Origin of the sequence: Faecalicatena contorta (assembly GCF_001404335.1) — a bacterium.
Classification (GTDB): Bacteria; Bacillota; Clostridia; order Lachnospirales; family Lachnospiraceae; genus Faecalicatena; species Faecalicatena contortus_B.
In genome coordinates this window covers 1-19,555 of the sequence record NZ_CYZU01000075.1, presented here as the reverse complement: position 1 = coordinate 19,555, position 19,555 = coordinate 1, and the positions used below count along the sequence as shown (strand labels likewise).

General features: G+C 45.0%; 18 protein-coding genes and 1 tRNA gene. All 19 read right to left on the bottom strand.

Features of this window, described 5'->3' with window-relative positions:
- On the bottom strand, nt 1-209 hold a 209-nt coding region (locus tag ARB69_RS26930; RefSeq protein ID WP_157355722.1), incomplete at its 3' end, for a hypothetical protein.
- 3 nt (nt 210-212) lie between these two features.
- Nucleotides 213-1,235, bottom strand: coding sequence for a hypothetical protein (locus tag ARB69_RS23365; RefSeq protein ID WP_055155172.1), 1,023 nt, complete (start codon nt 1,233-1,235; stop codon nt 213-215).
- Between the two features lie 13 nt (nt 1,236-1,248).
- Nucleotides 1,249-3,627 carry a phage tail spike protein gene (locus tag ARB69_RS23360; RefSeq protein ID WP_055155171.1) on the bottom strand — a complete coding sequence of 793 codons (2,379 nt, stop codon included), beginning with the start codon at nt 3,625-3,627 and terminating at the stop codon, nt 1,249-1,251.
- Nucleotides 3,627-5,099: a distal tail protein Dit gene (locus tag ARB69_RS23355; protein WP_055155170.1), complete on the bottom strand. Its 1,473-nt coding sequence runs from the start codon at nt 5,097-5,099 to the stop codon at nt 3,627-3,629. The genes ARB69_RS23360 and ARB69_RS23355 overlap by 1 nt, the downstream gene beginning before the upstream one ends.
- Complete coding sequence (locus tag ARB69_RS23350) at nt 5,096-9,085, bottom strand: phage tail tape measure protein (protein ID WP_055155169.1); 3,990 nt, start codon at nt 9,083-9,085, stop codon at nt 5,096-5,098. Before ARB69_RS23350 ends, ARB69_RS23355 begins: the two co-directional genes overlap by 4 nt.
- Nucleotides 9,086-9,097: 12 nt before the next feature.
- Entirely contained in the window at nt 9,098-9,709 is a 612-nt protein-coding gene (locus ARB69_RS23345; RefSeq protein WP_055155168.1) for a bacteriophage Gp15 family protein, read from the bottom strand.
- A complete protein-coding gene (locus tag ARB69_RS23340; protein WP_055155167.1) occupies nt 9,699-10,058 on the bottom strand; it encodes a DUF6673 family protein in 360 nt (119 codons plus the stop codon). The genes ARB69_RS23345 and ARB69_RS23340 overlap by 11 nt, the downstream gene beginning before the upstream one ends.
- 27 nt (nt 10,059-10,085) lie before the next feature.
- Nucleotides 10,086-10,862: a phage tail tube protein gene (locus tag ARB69_RS23335; protein WP_055155166.1), complete on the bottom strand. Its 777-nt coding sequence runs from the start codon at nt 10,860-10,862 to the stop codon at nt 10,086-10,088.
- A 2-nt stretch (nt 10,863-10,864) separates the two neighbouring features.
- Entirely contained in the window at nt 10,865-11,299 is a 435-nt protein-coding gene (locus ARB69_RS23330) for a hypothetical protein (RefSeq protein WP_055155165.1), read from the bottom strand.
- A complete protein-coding gene (locus tag ARB69_RS23325; RefSeq protein ID WP_055155164.1) occupies nt 11,296-11,718 on the bottom strand; it encodes a minor capsid protein in 423 nt (140 codons plus the stop codon). The genes ARB69_RS23330 and ARB69_RS23325 overlap by 4 nt, the downstream gene beginning before the upstream one ends.
- A 1-nt stretch (nt 11,719) precedes the next feature.
- Nucleotides 11,720-12,154 carry a hypothetical protein gene (locus tag ARB69_RS23320; RefSeq protein WP_055155163.1) on the bottom strand — a complete coding sequence of 145 codons (435 nt, stop codon included), beginning with the start codon at nt 12,152-12,154 and terminating at the stop codon, nt 11,720-11,722.
- The gene (locus tag ARB69_RS23315; RefSeq protein WP_055155162.1) at nt 12,144-12,545 is read right to left on the bottom strand and encodes a hypothetical protein; all 402 of its coding nucleotides are present in this window, start codon (nt 12,543-12,545) and stop codon (nt 12,144-12,146) included. Before ARB69_RS23315 ends, ARB69_RS23320 begins: the two co-directional genes overlap by 11 nt.
- 12 nt (nt 12,546-12,557) lie before the next feature.
- Nucleotides 12,558-13,754: a phage major capsid protein gene (locus tag ARB69_RS23310; RefSeq protein ID WP_055155161.1), complete on the bottom strand. Its 1,197-nt coding sequence runs from the start codon at nt 13,752-13,754 to the stop codon at nt 12,558-12,560.
- Nucleotides 13,755-13,772: 18 nt separating this feature from the next.
- The gene (locus ARB69_RS23305) at nt 13,773-14,312 is read right to left on the bottom strand and encodes a phage scaffolding protein (RefSeq protein ID WP_055155173.1); all 540 of its coding nucleotides are present in this window, start codon (nt 14,310-14,312) and stop codon (nt 13,773-13,775) included.
- A 237-nt stretch (nt 14,313-14,549) separates the two neighbouring features.
- Nucleotides 14,550-15,710, bottom strand: a complete 1,161-nt coding sequence (locus ARB69_RS23300; protein ID WP_055155160.1) for a phage minor capsid protein — start codon at nt 15,708-15,710, stop codon at nt 14,550-14,552.
- Nucleotides 15,710-17,068 (bottom strand): phage portal protein, encoded by a 1,359-nt coding sequence (locus ARB69_RS23295; RefSeq protein WP_055155159.1) that lies wholly within the window; start codon nt 17,066-17,068, stop codon nt 15,710-15,712. The genes ARB69_RS23300 and ARB69_RS23295 overlap by 1 nt, the downstream gene beginning before the upstream one ends.
- 10 nt (nt 17,069-17,078) lie before the next feature.
- Entirely contained in the window at nt 17,079-18,437 is a 1,359-nt protein-coding gene (locus ARB69_RS23290; protein WP_055155158.1) for a terminase, read from the bottom strand.
- Nucleotides 18,421-19,275, bottom strand: coding sequence for a terminase small subunit (locus ARB69_RS23285; protein WP_242857656.1), 855 nt, complete (start codon nt 19,273-19,275; stop codon nt 18,421-18,423). Before ARB69_RS23285 ends, ARB69_RS23290 begins: the two co-directional genes overlap by 17 nt.
- A gap of 179 nt (nt 19,276-19,454) precedes the next feature.
- A tRNA-Ile gene (locus tag ARB69_RS23280) sits at nt 19,455-19,527 on the bottom strand.
- Nucleotides 19,528-19,555: the final 28 nt, after the last annotated feature.

The following is a 19,555-nucleotide window of genomic DNA, read 5'->3' as shown; positions in this document are numbered from 1 at the left end:
CCCGAAACTGCTGAATTGCCTATTTTTGTTATTGTAGCAGCCACCTTAGATGTATTTTTATAGGCCACCACATTACTTGACGTACTACCCGCAAGTGCCGCTGATGTCCCGGCAGTAAATGCGTAGGACTCATTGGACAATAAGACCGTGTAGCCCGTACCGTCACTTACGTATACCAATGTTATGTTTGCACTTGCTTTAATTGCCATATCCTACCCCTCTAAGTTTGCCGTATATGTTGCTTTGTTTGTGACGTCTCCAGCTGTTACCGTGAGAGTTGTCCCTGTTGCAACAGGAGTTGCCCCCCCATCTTTGTACCATTTTATGGTCCCTAACGCTGTCAAAGCGCTTCCGGTCACTTCCAAGCCGCCTCTATATACATGTGCTGTCATTGTCGTGGCGATTGCCGTATTTTTAAATATGCTTCCGTTAGACGATGTAATATCCATATTTATTGCATCGGCCCCGTTCGCCCCGTTTGTCCCGCTTCTTGATACACTGTATGATGTCGTTGATTTCCCATCACTGTAAGCTACTACGGTTTTTGTCCACAGGTACTTTCCTGCCGGTACATTCGGTATAGATGTCCCCCAGTTTCCGGTCGGAGTCGTTGTGCCAGAATCGCTTACCTGATATGTCACTGAGGTTGATGATACGGTTACGCTCGTACCGTTATTTCCGTTGGATGGATTTCGTGTCACTCCGTATGCTGTTGTCTTTTTCCCGTCACTGTATGTAACCTCGGTTTTACTCCATAAATATTGCCCCACAGGTACCGCTGGCGGATTAGCAACCCATGTTCCAGTTGGTGCAGTTGTCGCAGATGTACCCGCTTGATATGTTGTTTCTGTTTTTGTGATTGTAATACTCGTGCCGTTATTGCCCTTGAATGCTATGGCATAACTGAACATCTTATTAATAGTAACATCCCCGATAATTACAGGTATTGTGAACGAACCGGATGTTGTAAGCGCTGATGTTGCTGTGATTGTAATTGTCGGGATCGGTGTTTTTCCATCGCTTACCGCGCTAATCCCGGTCGGTGTCGATATTTGACCAATTGTACACGCCACCTGCTCCCCGCCGCATAATACCATGATCTGACATGTGGTTGATTGTGTACCGCTGACACTGTTAGTAGTTCCGAGAAATGTATAGTTATCATTTGTAAGATGGACTGAATACCCATCGGTTATATCTAATAGATCTTGTTGTGCACTTGCTTTTATTGCCATTTTTTTAATCCTCCTAATAATCTAAACTGCATGATAGTGTCATTTTGTTGTATACGTCCTGCGGAGATATAACAAAAATAAACCCATCGTCTGACAGCCTTGGATCGCTCTTGTCAATGGGCGTAAACTCTGTTTCTCCGACATTTTTGCATTGCCAGATAATCTGTGCATTATCTCCAAATTTTTCGCGGAGTTTTGCAGATGTGTCTATCATTGTCTCTCCGGCAATTACTGTGACTGTCATAGTAGTTGCAACTCCTGTATTTTTGAACGTGAATCCATTGACGCTTGTAATATGAACACTTACCGCATCGGTTCCATCCCTCAGTTTTGCCAGCGTTGTTGTGTCTATAGCTGTACTCGTGGTATCTATGGCCCGGATCGATGCCGTATTCCCTGTCCACGCCTCTGAATCCTCCGTAATTGTAAGTGTAGGTGACCCCTGGGCCGGTGTGAAATCCGTCCATACCCCCGCTGCTGTCTTGTACTGCCATTTCCCGTGTACCGTGTTTTGGTACTCGGCTGTGAGCGTTATGCTCCTAGGTTCTGGTATTTGGCTTCCAGATGCATATTTCAGCACCTGATCTCCTGTAATATTGCATAGTTTCGCATCGTTTCCGGACACCCCCGCTTTTGCTTTTGCGTAGCTGAACGTCAGTGTACATGCTATTCCAGCAAGTGTTACTGGTATTTCCACAGTCCCATTGTCTGCCAGGGCGTTCCCCTTTTTTGCGGTTATGGTCACTGTGGCCCCGCTTACGGAAAATGTCATTCCGTTAACAGCCGGGATCGTGCCTATGACCGGGGTAACCGGTGTATTTCCCTTAAACCCAATGGCGGCAGTAGACACAAGGATATCTTTTGCCAGGTTCCCACCGCTGTCTGCCGCGAATACGTAGCTGTCCGTGCTCAACCGTAGGGTATACGCATCATCCCCCTTTTGCCCCGCAGGCCCGTCATTTACGACAGATACAGTGGCCTCGCACGTCCCCCGCACGTTACCGGCCTTGTCAATACAATCGTACTTGTACACCGCTTTCACGTTGATATCAGATGCATTGACTGTAATGCTTTTCCCTGTGGCTATTTCAGCCCCATCCTTGTACCACTTGATCGTAAGGCTACCAGTCATATCTTTTCCTGCATCCATAACAGAGGCGTTCAAAGTCGTTGTCCCTTCCCCATTCTTAAATACAATCCCGTTGTTACTCAGAATTGAACATGTATACACCTTATTCTCTGCAATAAGCTGTTGCATAGCTCTCATAAGCGCTGAGTCAATCTGGCTCTGCAGCTCCTTGAAGTTGTCAAAGATGGTCTTATTCTGTGACGGATCCGTGAAGCTCCTGGACTGCTCCGTGACTCTTGCCTGCAGGTATAGTGGCGGGTTATATACCTCGTCCACAATGGTTACGGTATCCCCTATATCCGTGTCGAAATATCCCTCTACCTCGTACTGTACCTGAGGTACGCAGTTCTTTTTCAGTTCCGCCAGGGCTTGCCCGTATAAAGTATTGACGTTGTCTGTATCGTATGTCCAATCCACGGTGCTGTACCGGTCAGTGCTGGAAGTATTGCTCGGAAACCGATCACGGGCCTGTACCGCCCGGATGCATCCATCACCTGCCAGGGATTGGTATTCCACGTTTCCTGCAGAGTCATTTTCCGTCTTATTTAAGCTGGTTATCATAAGACCATCTTTTCCGGTCGGACGGATCGCCGTGTACAGCTCTGTAATATCAGATGTCTTAGTGATCCCTGACACTTCCTTGCCGTACCGCAGGACCATGTCTTGCCGGTAACGCCCCATCCCCTGGTCTGTGCTGGAATTCTTTCTGTAGACATTCATGACTATTTTTTTTAGGGAGTAGTCATTATTTAAAATCGGTACAAACTCGGCCTCCGCGTCAAATACGGTTGCCAGGGAATATATCCGGGCCAGCACTGTATCTGACCCAGTCCACTCATGTGTTATGGCCTTGTCCGCCACCTCATTGATATTGAGGGTTAGGACATTCTCAAAATCGAATACATCCAAATACTCCGCGAATTTCATTGCCTTTGTTGCCTTGTACGCATCTACGCGCTCATTAAGCAATTCCAAGTTAAGGCTGTACGCTTCAACTTCCACTTCATATTCGTCCCGCACAACACGCACAATATTGAAATAATAGTCTTTCTTCCGCCACTTGAATGCCAGCTTATTGCCCTCTACCAGTTGCACAGATTCCGGGTGCTGTGCGTCCGTAGAAAATGTATATGTACTCGCGGCCCCTTTGAGGTATTCGTGCAGCTCGTCATTGTAATAATGCATTGCCTCGGGAGCTTCATTGTCCAAAAAAGCGCGTATATCATCATACGCGCTCAATACTGCTATCCTAATATTGTCCATTATAGATATGCCTCCCTTATCTTGGCTGTTATGGTAGGTACTGGATCAGCAAAATCCGAACACAAAAACTGCACCTTAGTTTCCCCTGGAGGTGCTTTTGGGTAATTGCTGCCCACTATTTCGTCCTCCTGGCTGATAACCCCGTTGGTGTATACTTTACTGGCTGCTCCATTAATATATACTTTGTCTCCGGACTGGTACCGATTCGGGATATCGTACCAGTATTTTACATTATCCTTCCGGAAGAATAGATAGTCCCAATACATCCGGGTAACCAGGGCGTTTTTGCTCATTGTCCCGTGCTGCCCGGAAAAGATGGTTATGTACTTGGCCTGTTTTGTTTTTGATGCAGCACTGCCATTTATGGTATATACCCCGCCGCCAAAATAAAACTGGAATTTCTGGCCAGACTTGCGGATGTATATTTCTCCCTTGTCGTGAGTAGTGCACCCTTTATAATTTGGATCAAAAGGTATTCGTTTTTTCTCCACTCCCTCAATATCAAACATGGCGTATGACGTATTTTTTCCCAGCTCATATTTCGCCACCCGGATACTTGCCAGGTGGTTTCCCGCCGTGTCCCCGATAGCCAGCATTAACATGCCGGTCTGTGCAAGTGTGCCCGTTTCAAACCAGATTTTGGCCTGTGCATAAAAGTTTTGCGCACCGACAACGCCCCCGGAGTCTGCCGGTATGGTTACCATCTTACTCGCTCCATGCCATGTACCGGCTCCGCTCCCGATATTATCCAGGGCCAGCCACTTATGCCCCTCGTAAGGGCCGACAACCTTAAATGTTCCGTTTTTGAGGTAATTAAATCCAAGTATCCCCTGCCCATCCGTCATGGCACTGTATGCCTCTGGGGCACGGTAGTTTATGAGCTGTTGTGTCTTCTGCCGGGTTTCCCCGTCCTGCTCCCCTGCGTCCCCCAGCTGGATCACTCCATCTTTTGTTACAATCCCTATAAATCCGTTTTCTGATTTGTGGGTTATTGTGTAATCTATGGGGACTGCTTCGGTGCCGTTGTTAACTATCGTTGCCTCTAATATTCCGCTGCTGTTTTTGGCGGCAGTGAATGTTTTTTCTACTGTGGAGTGCGACAATCCATCAGGAATAAGCCAGGTGATAGTCCCTTCTCCAAAACACTCCCAGTCCTCAAAATCCATACCATTAACCGGTATGGCATAACAAAAACGATCTACAGTATTCCCAAAAACAAGCTCTTTCGGCTCATCGACATTCAGAATCCTCTGCAAAGCATCATATTTCTCTTTTATGCTTCCCGACATTGTAAATGGCATCTGGATAGTTTTTGATTTATACGTGGTATACTTAAAATTTGCACCGCGCACCAGTCCCGCATTCGGCGTTATTTCAGGAGACCAGTTCGCACCTGCGAATGGGGTAAAACCATGCAATACATCAATATATTCGTTTAGTTCAACACCATTAAATTTTACTGATAAACTCATGGTCTACCTCCATTCAACATTTTCTTAAAGTTATTATTTCTCTGTTGCTCTTGATCCATAGGGAGCGCCAGGAGCTTTATGACTTGTCGCTTATCCAATTCGGCAGATAAGTATATAGGACGTTTCGACATTTCCTGTCCAAGCTGCTTATAATCTATTTCCATAGACTTGCTTAATGCTGATATTAACTCTGCCGTATTGCTTCTTTCCTTTGCTTCTGCCGCAGAAACCACTTTATCAGATACTCTGGTCTGCTGGTCATCTATAGCCAGGTTGATTCTTGCCATTGTTCCCGGAATGTCGATATCCTTTAGCTTCATGGAAATAGTATCCATGTCTAATGCGTCAAGTGCGGATTGAGATACTTTCTCTGACGCTTCTACTACTTCGCCTTCCCCGTCCGCAATACCTACTCCAAGTCCCTGCGAAAACCATTTTCCAAGTTTCGCAGTCTTTTTAGATGGCGAGTGTTCATCGAGCCAACGTTTAGCTGCATTATACGCACTTGCTGCAAGCTCGGCAGCTTTTGTGGCTGCGCTTACAATCCAATCCCCTATCCCGCTCACAAATCCGGAACCAAAATTTGATCCTATACTATATCCGTCTGCTGTATTTGCTCCAGATTCTGCATTATCCGCTAATGCCTGACCTTTTAAATTTGCTTCTCCTGTTTTGCTGCCAACACCGGAAGCGTATTGTGAACCGAAATTGCTACCTGTAGGTGCTGGATTTACGGAGCCTGCGCCTGAGTTAGCACTATCTGATAGACCCTTGCCTTGTCCAAATAAAAAGCCTATCATACCGCCTATTCCGCCACCAAACAGACTGCCAAATAATCCGCCTGTAGGAGATGGGTCAACAGAACTAGCGCCAGCATTTGCTGCATCAGCGTTTAATTTTCCAGCAAGTCGTGAATTTTCTTGTTGTTCTGAAACTCCAACGCCAAAAAGTGCCATTGCATTTTTGCCAACTTCTTTTAGGGTTTCTCCTATCCCGCCATTTTGAAATTTACCCAAGAATTCTGTAACAAATGAACCAGCCTTTTCAAGTACACCTTCTTTTCCCTCTTCAAGCCCTTCTGCTGCACCAGGCATAGCCTGCGCAAATATTCTTTTTACTGCTTGAGAAGGCGAATGTACCTCTAAAACTTCTTTTAGAGCGTCTAAATATGATATTCCCATTTCTTTGGCTTTGGAAGAAACTTCATCGCCAAATTCAGAACCTTCTATAGCTCCTTTCACAGCATTCTCAAATGCATCTCTTGTTTTATCATCGACTCCATCAAGACCTTCTAAAAATCCAGTTACTGCTTTTTTAGACTCATCGTTTAATGAACCTGAAAGGCTTACGAGCTCTCCAAGCATTGCAGGGTTAATTTCTCCAGCTACTGTTGCAGCGCCTCCCGGAAGTTTTGCAAGCTCTCCTAAAGACATTGCCGTCATATTGGCAATCTCCGCTACTGCGCTGTCTTTTGAATCTACCCATCCATTTTTTATAGCATCTCCTAATAGTGCCATATTGTTTGATGCATTGATTGCCTGATTTTTCAGCTCATCATTGGATACCTCGCCAAACTTTTTGAAGTCTGCTTGTATTGCAAGTAGTGCTTCTTGTATTTTATTTGAATCACCTGAAACAATAGCTGCCGAAAGCCCCTCATACTGCTTTATAATATCCTGATATTCTTCGTATGAGTTCTTGGCATCCTTGGTTTTCCCAGATAATTTATCATAATTTTTTGATAATTGATCAACCGCTTCCTGCGCTTCTTCCTGCGCAACCTTTGTGTCACTTTGTACCACACCATATTGCTTTGTTTCTTCGTTTGCTTGAGCTGTGATTGCCGCAAGCTCTGATTGCGCATCCGATAGCTCTTTTCCTGCTTTTGTGCTTTCTTGTTGAGCCTGCAAATAACCTGTCAACGCCTCAGTCTTCCCCTGCACGGCTTCCTTATAGCTATCTTCCATTGCTTCCAAAGATGCCTGTGCACGCTGGGTTTCTATTAATTTATTGATTGTGTCAATCTGTTCAGAATATCCTTGTATAATCCCATCCTGAAGTTGCATCTCTACACCCAATGCTTGTGAAAGTTGACCTGTTATATATTCGGCCCTTGCCTCATATCCCGCTTTTACTTTTCCGTTTTCATCTACCAGATTCTGAAGTTCAACCCACAATGCACTTGTTGTATCAATTTCTTTTGTGGCTGACTGAATGTTTTCGTCTCTTGATTCTTTAAGCTGCTTTACTTTTTCAGATGTTTCATCTATACTTTTGCAAAGATCTTTCTGTTCTTTAGATAATTTAGCTGTGGCTTCTGCATCTTTATCTGAAACAATGACAGCCGCAGCTATGCCAGCCGTAAGCGCTGCTATCGCAGTTACTACAAATCCGATTGGATTTGCTGACATTGCAGTGTTAAGCGCAAGCTGTGCCTTTGTAAACAACGCTGTTGCCGCCGTGCCTATTGTCAGTTGTCCATTGTGGACACCCATTAATATCTGCCGGACTGTCAGGCCGCCGTTTGTTGCCACAAGCTGTAATGCATTTGCTTTCTCCATCTTGTTTAGTATTGCAGTTGCCGCCGCATTCGCTTTCGTAGCAGTAGCCGCAGCTTTCATTGCCGGTCCATACACCTTGACCGCCGCAAAACACGCAGAAGCGATAGGGATCAACTTATCCATATTTCTTGCCAGCAACTTAATTGTTTCCACGGCAATCGGTGCGGCTCCTTTTCCAATGGATGCCATAGCGCCTGTCATATTTTTAAGAGGCGTTATGATTCCATTAGCTTCTTCGCTGGTATCTGCTATACTGTCCGTCAGCTCATCAAAAATGTCTCCTGCCTTCGATACCACTCCAGTCAGTCCGCCAGATTCAAATGCCGCTGACAATCTGTCTACGCACTCCGATGCATACTCAACTGCGCCACGTAGCGGGCCTTCCATCTTCTCATACACTTGTATCGCAAAGGTTTCAAGGCCACCTACAAGCTCCTCGACCGCACCTTTCAGGTTGTCCTGCATGGTTTCAGCCATTTCTTGCGCAGCACCATCCGCATTGTATATGGAATCCTTAAGAGCATTAAAATCTGTCTCAGATGCGTTGACGATTGCAAGGAGTGCAGACATGCCCTCCTGTCCCGCGATTGTTGCCGCATACTGTGCCTTCTGTGAATCTGTCAATCCAGAAAAACTGTTCCTCAGATCTCCCATCAAAGCATCGAGGCTTTTTGTATTTCCGCCCGCATCCGTAATAGATATACCAAGCTCATCCATTGCAGTCTGCATCTGGTCTGTCGGCTTCACAAGGTTTGTGAATATCTGCCTTAAAGATGTTCCTGCTTGGCCTGCCTTGATTCCACTATTGGCCATTAGACCAATTGCGACCGCGCAGTCCTCCGCGCTGAATCCAAGAGACCCAGCTACAGGAGCAACGTACTTAAATGTCTCCCCCATCATGCCAACATTGGTATTCGCATTAGAGGACGCTTGTGCCAGGACATCTGCAAAATGAGTAGAGTCAGCAGCAGTCAGTCCAAATGCTGTCAATGCGTCTGTTACAATATCTGATGTGGTGGCCAGACTTTCGCCGGATGCCGCAGCCAGATTCATGATACCTTCGATACCATTTAGCATATCCTCGGTCTTCCATCCAGCCATTGCCATATATTCGAAGGCTTCTGCGGATTCCTGAGCTGAGAACTTTGTCTTTGCCCCCATTTCTTTTGCTTTTTCAGTAAGCTTATCCAACTCTTCGCCTGTAGCTCCTGATATTGCGGCCACATTTGACATTCCCTGCTCGAAATCTGATCCTACCTTAATTGCATACCCGGCCATTGCAGTCAATGCTGTGCTTGCTACTCCTATGGCAACAGTAACGCCTTTCATAGCAGTTTTTGCTGTACTGGAGAATTTCGACATGGCAGACTGGGCTTTATCGCTATCAAGTTCTGTGCTTATCTTAATGGTTCCATCTGCAGCCATCTTGTATCCCTCCTAACTGGCGCCACACCTGTTCTTTACATAGTCCTTCCACTGCTTATCTCGTTCTTCCAAAGTCATCCGCTTTACTGAGGTCCCGCGGATCCGGTACAGCTTCTTCATCTCGTTCAAAAATGCCCTTCTTTCCTTGGATACCCCAGAAGTACTGGCTTTCCGGTAATACATTACCTTACGTATCATCGTTTCTTCATTCAAGGCCTCAAATAGTGCCATAAACTTCCACCAGTGCAATTGCGTATCACCGGTCAGGTCTATCCCGTATTGCTCTTTGAACGCTGCGTAGATATAAGGTGCATCCTGGGAAAAAGAAAACGCAGGCTCTTTCGATGACCTGCGTTGATATCTTTCTTTCTTTTCTTCTTCCTGTTCCTCTGCTTCCCCGCATCGATAAAACCAGATCATCTGCTCAATCGCGCCGGGTAAGTCCTCTGGGATCTTTGGATAGCACGCCTGCAGCATCTGGATGATCTTACGCCCTTCGCTATCAGAACTATCCATGATCTCTGAAAATCTCATCCAAATGCGGAAATCACTTCGGATTGCATAGATATTTCCAGATACTCGTAAACTGTTTGGAAGGATCCCAGTCACAAAATTAGTTACCATCTTTTATCTCTGCCTTTTTCTTAACCTGCTCATACTTCTCTTCTATTAATAGGTTTACCTGCTTCTCATATATTTCTGAAAGCTCTTCAAACGCATCTAAACAGGTTAGCAAATCCGTATCATCACCCAACACTCTCTTCGCACTTCCGGCTCCGAATACATCATCAATGAACTCTATTACCGAACTACACATCATTTTGATTGATTCCGAATTACTTTTGCACGTCTGTGCCTGATGCGACTTTTTTACAACGGTTAGAAGTCCTTCTTCATAATGTTTCGCTATTTCCGGGTTTAGAAGGGGTGATTCAAGCTCTACCCCTAGAATTTTTACCTTAATCTGTTTCATACGCTACGTCCTTTCATACTGTCAAATCTATCCTACTGTTACTGTTGAAATTCCAGATCCTTTGGCCCTTTTCTGTGCGTCAACTTCCACAATTAAGATTTTCTGACTTGCAGTTGCTGTTATCTCTGCCACTCCATCCCATTCTGTATATCCCGTTGCACAACTCTCATTCAAAGCGGGGGCGGAAACAGAAGCGCCTGTCTTATACACATAACTATTTCCGCTCTGTTTTTGCGGTGTTACAGTAATTTTTGTTTTCCCACTTGTTCCAGCCACACTCGTTACTACAAGGGTTTTCATGGTTTCTATGAATGTATATTCTACCGGATTGCTACCAATCTTCTTAAACTCAATATCAACAGCAGAGGATTCTCCCGCGTTTCCAGATCCATCGCTGTTTACAATGATAGAACACTGGCCTTTTTCTCCTTTTCCTGTTAGGATATTGTAGTACACATAGTTTGTGATAACGCCATTTCCAGTTCCATATTTTACCGCATGGGACAGGCAGTAGTCCTGTGCTTCATCTCCCACATAGCGATCCCCCGTTACAGAGAAAGAACGCTGCGTACCTGTTTTGGTGGTACTCTGCCCTGCACGAATATACTGCTTGTCCTGAGTCACAGGATTCATCTGTGCGTCCAGTCCAGCAATTCCCATTTCTACTACTGCATAATTCCCCACATCCGTAACCTGAGTTGCACTAGGTGTCAAATCAATCGCAAAAACATAATCATCATTTGTCACCCATCCCGTATAATCCGCCTTCGGCGTGTGGTTTGCCATTAATTCATTTACTTTCATATTCATTCTCCTTTTTCAAAATAGAGAACCCTGCATTGTATCATGTACTGGGCTTTCATATTCTCCCAGTCCACTGCTGCAAGGTTCGGCATGTTCTGTAGGTTTTCAATTTTCTTCACTTGACACTTTTCCCCAAAGTCAGGGAAGTTCTTATCTTTATTCTGTTTCTCAATCCAGTCCATGAACTCCTGTGCAAAGTTCATAGCCTGCAAGTTGAGATCATCCGTCTCTGTGGAGAAATGCCAGGTCATCAGGATTGTAAATCTATACTCCTTATCCGCTGCTCTCACGTACTTTTTTACCGTTTTTCCGGAGTAGTTCGTAAGAAACGATACCCCATCAATGGAATCATCGGAGAAGTTGAACGACACAAGCCTGTCAGATAACTCCATTACCTTTTCTTCCACATAATTTTTCATAACCTCGTGCTTTGTCATCCTGCACCGCCTTTCACGTATTTTTGTACAGCAGCAGTCAGATCACTCATTCTTGCAGCCTTCATTGCTTTATCCCACTCTGCTGTAGCAAGCGGATGTCTCGAACGGCTATGGTTCAGCTTTGTGCCAAGTACAACTTTACTCTCACCGCTGCGTGCCCACGGACTTCCAGTAATACGCGATACCATCAGCAATCCCTCATGTTGGTATCTGGCATATGGGGAACGATAGTGAATCATTCCAACCCCATCCTCCACATACGTTCTGACATTCTGAGCCAGGACAAGATTCATCGCCGGTACATAGGGATCCATAAGACGTTTTGCCTCGTTCGCCATGAATAGCTGCGTCCTATCACCGCCCGTGGCCTCTTTTGCAATCTGAGGAATAGGCTTATTCCATTTGAATTCTATGCTCATACTAACCACCCAATCTGTAATGTTTCTGACACAAGTGCGAGGTGTTGTCAGAAAACGCGGTCACAACAAATGCTTCTGGCTTATGACGCGAAAGTATTTCCGTAGATGTATTCGGGGACTCTCCGGTTATCACTTCCGTGCAGGCCCCTTTTACCACGATGTCTTTCTGGCTGCAGGTAAAGAACTTTTTACGCTCTTCATCTCTCAGTTTGATCCACTCTCGATACGGCTTGTACTGCTCCATTTCTGGTATCCTGACTGTGTAAGTGCTATCCATCTTAGGGTTAACGCTCAGATATTCTGTCCTTCCGATGACGTTCTTGTAAAAGCAATTTTCCAGCACTGTCCTCTGCCAGATATCCTTTTTGCTGTTTGGATTATCAGTAGCCCTGAAACAATTATAAATAGTAATTGTATGGATATAATTAGCGTTCATAGTATATCCCCCCGGCAAATGTGAGTCCTGTTTTTCCAAGGTACTGTCCGATGATCTGTGCGGTCTTCCTTTTTATTCCGTCCTCAGTGTATGCTGATTGAGAGATATCAAAGGTTCCGCTGTCTCCATCGTTGTTGTAGGACACTAACATCCCGGGCGCCTCACCGCTCATATTGAGCTTGTCAGCCTTATACAAAAGCTCTGTTATCGCGCAGATACAGTCTTTCACTTCATTGTTAATCAGAGTGCTATTTTTGCTTATACGCCCCTGTGTTGCATCGTCAACCACAAGTCGCGCCTGTTTCTCCCAAAATGGGAATTCTATTTCTGGCACCGCCGGGCTTTTGCCCAGCAGATATCCAGAACTGTAATATGCATAGTCTGCATACATCTCTACCACCCCTTATGACTGTGCCGTAAGCGTAACTGCCTTAGTTACTGCCTCAGAATCCACTGTGATCGACTCTATCACAGGAATAAATCCCTTCTTGGTAATCTTGGCAGTATAGGTTCCTGCTCTCAGATTAAACTCAGCATTTCCATTCGAGTCAGTTACGAGGATTGCGCCATCCACATTGATGCGGGCACCCTTGTACGCTGTAGGACTTTCTGATTTTCCATCCGTGACCGTAAATGTTACTTTCTGAGTTGTAACAGGTGTTCCCGGCTCCAGATATGCAAATGCACATCCTGTACGGTCTTCATTCAGGCGTGTTGCCGGATTTGGCAATGCCCATCCCATACGAAATACAACACGAAGCGCAATCATGTCCTGCTGTGCCAAGTTGTATACGATTTCCTTAGAGATCGGATCCTGGATTACGCCCTGATCTAAGATCTTGACTGTGATGTCCTGGCGGATTGCATATACTGCCTGCGAAAAGTCTCCTACCACAAGCTGTGAAATACTTGAGTCAAACATTCCATTCTCCGGGAAGTACATTGGTGCACCATCCAGAGCATACCTGTTCGTATCCTGCATAGACTTTGAAAAGATCGGCTGTTTGTTGCTGTCACGAAGACCTCTGAGCTTTGCTTTGAAGTTCATCGGTGCAAGTGCTCCAGAAACTCCGTAACCATCACCCTCCACCTTCGCGAATACGCCATCCTCTCCGAGGATCAGGTCATAGTAATCTTTCCCGCTATCCGGTGCTACGTTATTTCCTGCCTGACGTGCTAATGTAATTAGATCAGCCTGCCACTCTCTCGGACGGTTAAGACCGAAGATTGTAGCAGTATCTACTCTCATCCCGATAGCTTCATTCACACGAGGAGTAATTTCTCCCATGATATCCATTTCTGCATCATCAAAAACGGACTCCGGAATTGGTACGATAACCGCAAGCTCTGCTGCTGTCAGATAGACATTATCCCATGCCTGTCTGGTTGTCTGTTTCATCCCGGTATCCCCATCTACCCAATACGCTGTAGGAAGAAAATCAAGCACACGGATTCTGGTCTGTTTGCTTGTCATATTCGGGAGCTTCTTTGCCAAGCTCATAAACACGGACTGTTTCGGTGCGTCCTGAAAAATACTGGACACTACCTGCTCTCTGATAAGGGCTTCCGCGTCCGCTCTGTTTACAATATTTACTGCCATAATTTAATTCCTCTCTTTCTATTCTTTGCCGAACAAACTTCTGAGTGCTTCATTTGCCTGTTCTTTTCTTGTCTGTGCCTCCTGATTGATTCCCGGAGTAACTGATACCACCTTGGGGATCTGCTGATTTCCCTGGAACAGATAATCGTTATCTTTTTTAACAGCCTCAATAGCCGCCTGGATGTCTGCAGTCTGGTTCTTGCTTGCCTTTAAGGCATCTATATCCAGAAAAGCCTTGACTGCCTTTTCGCTTCTTGCGCCAGCCGCTTTGATTGCGGCTTGGATGTCTGTATCAAATTTGTAGTCTGATTTGATTTTTTCAATTTCTCCGTCTTTTGCGTTGAGATCTGCGGTGAGTTGTGAAATCTTTCCCTGCAGTTCTGATACATTTACGCCCTCCATCGCTTTCAGTGATTTCTGCGCTGTTTCAAGCTGGGTCTTATACCCATCCCGCTCTGCAATAACTGCATTCATTTCTTTGCCTACCTCTGCCATAACAAAATCAATCTGCTCCTGTGTAAGTCCTTTTTCTTTCAACGTCTCTGTTTTTAAAATCATGTTCTTATTTCCTTCCTTTCCCATTCGGTTATTTTCGGTGTGTAACCATCCACCAGGGAAACTGACATTTTCGGCATGTCATGCCAAATTTTTACACAAAAATAACGCCTGGAAATTTCCACGCGCTTCACGCTATTTAACGGATAGCTCCGAGATATCTGGATCACCGCCTTCCTATTTTGGCTTTCCTTTCTTACTTTTCTTACATCCCACGGATATCACCTCCTTAAAAATTCATTATTTGCTGCCAAGACCATCCAGATAAACCCTGTCCATCTGTTCTGGCAGCTTCATTATTTCTGAAAAATACTTGTATTGGTGCATCTGCACCTGATATCTCGCCTGCTTTATCGTAATTGTTTCTTTATCTGCTTTTCCTTCTTTCAGCAGCCTAATATCCTCTCTGGTCTTTCGCATTGCCGTTTCCTGTCTGCGCTGTTCCTGCAGGGCCTCATAGGTTGTGTACTCTTTTCCGTTATACGGCTTTGGTGTATTTTCTTCTTCTGCCATCCGTTCCAGTTGCTCATCTGTATACGTTCTTACAGATACACCTGGTATGAATACATTGTAGTCATGATAGCAGTTCACTCCATGCAGTCCAGTTACATTTCCAAGCCCACAGACCGATTGAAGCTGATCATAAGTATATACGCGTCCCTGCCAAACCTGATGAGATGGCCTCGCCCCAACATGGTAAGATACCTCGTAGCTGTCCGTATCAAGGTCTCTTGCCACTTGTTCGTTTATTTTACCCTGTACCTGTCTGAAACCTGTCATGATGGCATTTCTCGCTGCCACATTAACCCTAGAATGGTATCCAGAATCGTAATCAATCCAGCGTACCCCGCTATTGGTCATCTCGTTAACTGCTCTCACTAAGGCTTTGTTATAACTGATCGTTCCGGATGATATCTCCATCACTGATGAGTCCAATGTTCCCTGGTAAAAATCCATGAGCGGGCTGTAAATGACTTTTCCAGTCATTGGGTCTCTTATGGCAAATCCCATAGAACTTGTCATGTTACGAAAGGTATTTGTTGTCTGTTTCCTAACGGATTCCAGAAGCTCCTGCAACTCTATGTTATCATCAAACGGAACCTGAGCGAATCCAAACAAATCGTATGCCCGAGAATATCCATAGTAGAATTCATAAACATCGTCTGAGAAAATCCTATAGATTTCATCCTCTGTTGCTTCCAGTGCCTCCGCAACATACTTGCGGATATCATCACCAGAACGCCCAAGATACATCAGTCTTTTTATCTGGTTGTCAGCTGTTGCTGTCGAAAATCCGTTAATCCGTATTGCGCGTACAATGTCAGACATGATCCTCATTTCCAGACGTGACATCTGTCTCTCAAATGGGATAGGGATTCGCTCCAATTCACCTTGTGTCACTATTCAATCACTCCTGCCGGTTCTGCTATCATCTTCTTTGCGGTTTCCTCGTCTTCTCCGTAATGCTTCATGCGGTATTCCCACGGCTGCATTACCCCCATCGCCACATCCTCCCGGTCTGTCTGCCGTTCTTTGTCTGCATCGACCACAATGGAATCATCCCAGTTGTAGGTCATATTGCATACACCAGGCGGCGCCAGGTTATAGATATCACACCAGAAGTTCATGGCATCTACTGTATCCTCAAGAGCTGTCTGCAACGATGTCTGGCAATCTGAAACAAACGCATAAGACCGCTGCTTACTTGCACGGATTTCCTCTGCTGTTTTGTCGGTGTTATTCGGGTCTGACAAAGTGCCATATGCCAGATTGCAGTTAAACTCTATACGGCGCATTTGCTGGTTCCATCCATTGTAAAATGACTGATCTCGGATATCCGGGGAAAATGCATCAATAAATGGTTTATCAATCGCACCAGAATTATATTCCATCTCTCGGTACAGCCGTTCTTTTCCTCCCGGGTATTCAAACTTATCTAAGTCCTGCCTGTACTTAAGCAGGCTCGTTGCGATATGTATTGCAGTCTCTTTTGAATCATACTCCCAGTTAATTTGCGAATATCGCCGGTCAGCTTCCCTTATCAGTCCTACGGCTCTTGCATATACTGATACGCCTAGTGGACTCTCCGAATCTACATTGTTTGCTGCCGGTACCTTGAAATATCCAAACGGAAGTTTTGATACACCAGAAAATGTGACCCCTGGTGACAGCTCCGACCACCTTGGGATACTGTCAAGTGACACCTCTGAACCAAGCACTGCCTCTGTATGCGCCACGAATGCACGGTTCTTTACTGTTAGCATACTGTCTGATAGTGAATGATACTCTATTCTTGTGTATATGCTGTTTCCATTCCTGAATTGCTCTATAAAAGCACATTTCGTAATCTTATCCCCATCAAACTCAATAGGAAAGAAACAGTCCGCATGCAGGAACTGTACGGATATCCCAGATGCAGATACATACGGTTTTATAATCAGTCCACCTTTTGCACATCCATATTCTACCTGGATTCTAAGATTTTTCAGCACACCACGGTAGAATTTGTCAATGTACACCGCTCTCGTGCTGCCATCAATTTTAGACTGCAGCTCGAGCGTAATCAACCTTGCTATCTCACCGGCGATTGCAGGAGACAGCTCCGCGTCCTGTATCTTGTCATTCAGCCAAGGGGATTTTCCTGAGAACATGCGACTCCACAATTCAATCTGCGCTGCAGTCTTATTTGTCATTGCGAAATCTGTCTGCTCTCCTCCAAGTACCTTCCTGATCGCAAGATACATATTTGTATACTTCATCGTTTCCCTCCTATCCGTATTTGATCAAGCGGCTGATATACCGCTCAAATGTATATTCAAAACTGTCAAGGCTATCAATGTCACTTGTTCCGTCATCCAACCTTTCATTCTTTGTCAACTCCTTTGGATTCCATACTGCTGTGCACAATGCACCTACTAGACTTCCACACTCATTTGCAACATAATAAAAGCGCCCCTGTGCCATTAATATGGCGGTAGCGTTAATTCTATCATTGACTTCTGTTTTTAGTGCGTTATCCACGCGTATCCAGCCGAGGCCATTCTTCCTTAAGCTGCTCCTAATTCCGGCGATCAGTGTCTGTTCTGCACTGTCTGCATATACAACGGTAATAAATCCGTATCTGCTAATAATCTTCTGGACAAAATTACAGAACATGATTCCAAGCCTTTCCGGGTCTATTTCTTCCTTGCTACAATCAATCCATTCAGAGGCCAGCGCAACAACGTTCTGAAATCCTCTGGTTATTGCCGTGGCTGTAAAGGAATGACCGGAACCATTTCCTCCAAAATCTATGCCCAAAATAATCTCCGCGATATTCTCCGGCTTTCCGTCTTTACGGAACGTGTACTGCTCTGCATTCGTATCATCCGCAAACCTCCGGTAAATCAAGCCATTTGCAACAACCCGTTGACCTTTTATGTCTCGGAGATACCAGATACTGTTTTTGTCATACCGGCTTTCAATCTCTCGAAGCCGCTCCTCTGTGATATTTATATTGTCATAAATTGTACAGTGCATGTAATTATACCCGCCAAGGAACTCCCCGGCATCTGCCTGGGCTTTGTACTTGTCTATGTACTGTGAATAGATAGCGGCCTTTGGATTATCCGGATTTAAGTCCCAAAATACTTTCAGGTGCTTCGCGGCAAGCTGCCGGTTAAAGGCTTCCTTTATTGTATTATCGTGATGCAGATTGATTTCGGTTGCAATCCACATGCCATAGGAATTACCACGAATTTTTTTGAAGCTGTCCTCTTTGGCTCCTCCTGCGAAGATTACTATTTTCTGTTTGAATCTTGTTGCAGGTCCTTTCACAAACAAGGCTTCGTTGTTCTTATATTTCCCCCAATGGCATTGACCCCGAAAAATGTACTCCAGCCCGAATCCGTTTGCGTCACCGATATTGAGTTTCGCGTTCGCCATCGTTGATCCGGTGGCAAGATGGATTCTGTCAGGCGTTATCCTCAGCTCCTGCGCAAAGGCAAATACATTGTCAACCGTCTTCCCGGCTCTTACTGCCCCTTCTGCAACGTTATAGGCACAATCTCTGCACATTCGGATATATGACTTGTGCTTTTCTGAAAAATTAAACTCTATGGTTTTTTTCTTTTTAAACTGTGTTGCCATAGATTTCACCCTCAATCTCGTCCATATCCTCAATCTCCTGATTATTTCCAGTCAGCTTATCTGTCTGTGCTTTTATCTGTGCTAAACGGGCCTTTTGCTCTGGTGTAGCCATTCCTATATGTTCTGTGAGCCAATCAAGCGCCTTCATACGATCAGCAAGTTTTATACTTGCACCATCACGCCCCTGCTTCACTTCCGTAATTATTGTTCCATCAACATCCGTATGCTCTTTGAACCGAACGGTATTAACTTCCTTTGTCGCTTGCACCTTCTCACCGGTTTCCTTGTCTTTCACTTCAAGGGGCCCGTACATGGTCATAACCGGAATGTTCTCCCGCCCGAACTCCACAAAATCTGTAATGTCTGCAAAGGCGATATCCATATACTTTTGGAATATGTCAGTTTCGTCCAGCATCTCACGGTTTAACCGGTTCTGCTTAAGGCGGTTTATCTCGTCCTTTATGACCACTTTGGACAACATCTCGTAACCGTGTGCATTTGCAGTCATGTAATCTACGCCATATGCCTTCTGATATGCTTTGGTAGCATTGAAGCACTTAGCATATATGCAACAAAAAAGCCGTTGCTTATCTGTAAGCTCTGGGTTATTAATAACCTGCCTTACATCTTCTGCAACAGCTTCTTCCTCTTTTATCCGAACGTTCGCTTTCTTGTTTTTCATTTCCGAACGTTCGCTTTTATCCCATCCCTGTGTGCTCTTCCATCTCCGAACAGTTCCCTCAGGCTTATTCATCCTCTTAGCTATGTCAACAAGGCTCATGCCTGAATGGAATAACTCTTCTGCTTTTATTGAATCAGGGCTTCTGCTTCTTGCCAATTTATACACCACCATTCTAATGATTCTTTTCTGAGATACAGGCCGCCGGGTAGTGACGGCCCGCACTGTTGCGGTTCTTTACGACACATTGATGCCCAATGTTTACTAAGTTGAACAATGACTTTTTGAATTATTGTTATTAGTTACACCCATGAACAACCGCAACAAAAACATGGGTAATGGGACAACCGGAATCGAACCGGTGGCGCGCTGGATATAAGCCAGATGCTCTACCTGCTGAGCTATGTCCCTGTATTTGAATATGAAAAAAGCACCCTCG

What these genes read in the sequence shown, in the direction of transcription:
- ARB69_RS23365 (WP_055155172.1), bottom strand. Translation starts at nt 1,235, where the DNA reads ATGGCAATAAAAGCAAGTGCACAACAAGATCTATTAGATATAACCGAT.
- ARB69_RS23360 (WP_055155171.1), bottom strand. Translation starts at nt 3,627, where the DNA reads ATGGACAATATTAGGATAGCAGTATTGAGCGCGTATGATGATATACGC.
- ARB69_RS23355 (WP_055155170.1), bottom strand. Translation starts at nt 5,099, where the DNA reads ATGAGTTTATCAGTAAAATTTAATGGTGTTGAACTAAACGAATATATT.
- ARB69_RS23350 (WP_055155169.1), bottom strand. Translation starts at nt 9,085, where the DNA reads ATGGCTGCAGATGGAACCATTAAGATAAGCACAGAACTTGATAGCGAT.
- ARB69_RS23345 (WP_055155168.1), bottom strand. Translation starts at nt 9,709, where the DNA reads ATGGTAACTAATTTTGTGACTGGGATCCTTCCAAACAGTTTACGAGTA.
- ARB69_RS23340 (WP_055155167.1), bottom strand. Translation starts at nt 10,058, where the DNA reads ATGAAACAGATTAAGGTAAAAATTCTAGGGGTAGAGCTTGAATCACCC.
- ARB69_RS23335 (WP_055155166.1), bottom strand. Translation starts at nt 10,862, where the DNA reads ATGAAAGTAAATGAATTAATGGCAAACCACACGCCGAAGGCGGATTAT.
- ARB69_RS23330 (WP_055155165.1), bottom strand. Translation starts at nt 11,299, where the DNA reads ATGACAAAGCACGAGGTTATGAAAAATTATGTGGAAGAAAAGGTAATG.
- ARB69_RS23325 (WP_055155164.1), bottom strand. Translation starts at nt 11,718, where the DNA reads ATGAGCATAGAATTCAAATGGAATAAGCCTATTCCTCAGATTGCAAAA.
- ARB69_RS23320 (WP_055155163.1), bottom strand. Translation starts at nt 12,154, where the DNA reads ATGAACGCTAATTATATCCATACAATTACTATTTATAATTGTTTCAGG.
- ARB69_RS23315 (WP_055155162.1), bottom strand. Translation starts at nt 12,545, where the DNA reads ATGTATGCAGACTATGCATATTACAGTTCTGGATATCTGCTGGGCAAA.
- ARB69_RS23310 (WP_055155161.1), bottom strand. Translation starts at nt 13,754, where the DNA reads ATGGCAGTAAATATTGTAAACAGAGCGGACGCGGAAGCCCTTATCAGA.
- ARB69_RS23305 (WP_055155173.1), bottom strand. Translation starts at nt 14,312, where the DNA reads ATGATTTTAAAAACAGAGACGTTGAAAGAAAAAGGACTTACACAGGAG.
- ARB69_RS23295 (WP_055155159.1), bottom strand. Translation starts at nt 17,068, where the DNA reads ATGAAGTATACAAATATGTATCTTGCGATCAGGAAGGTACTTGGAGGA.
- ARB69_RS23290 (WP_055155158.1), bottom strand. Translation starts at nt 18,437, where the DNA reads ATGGCAACACAGTTTAAAAAGAAAAAAACCATAGAGTTTAATTTTTCA.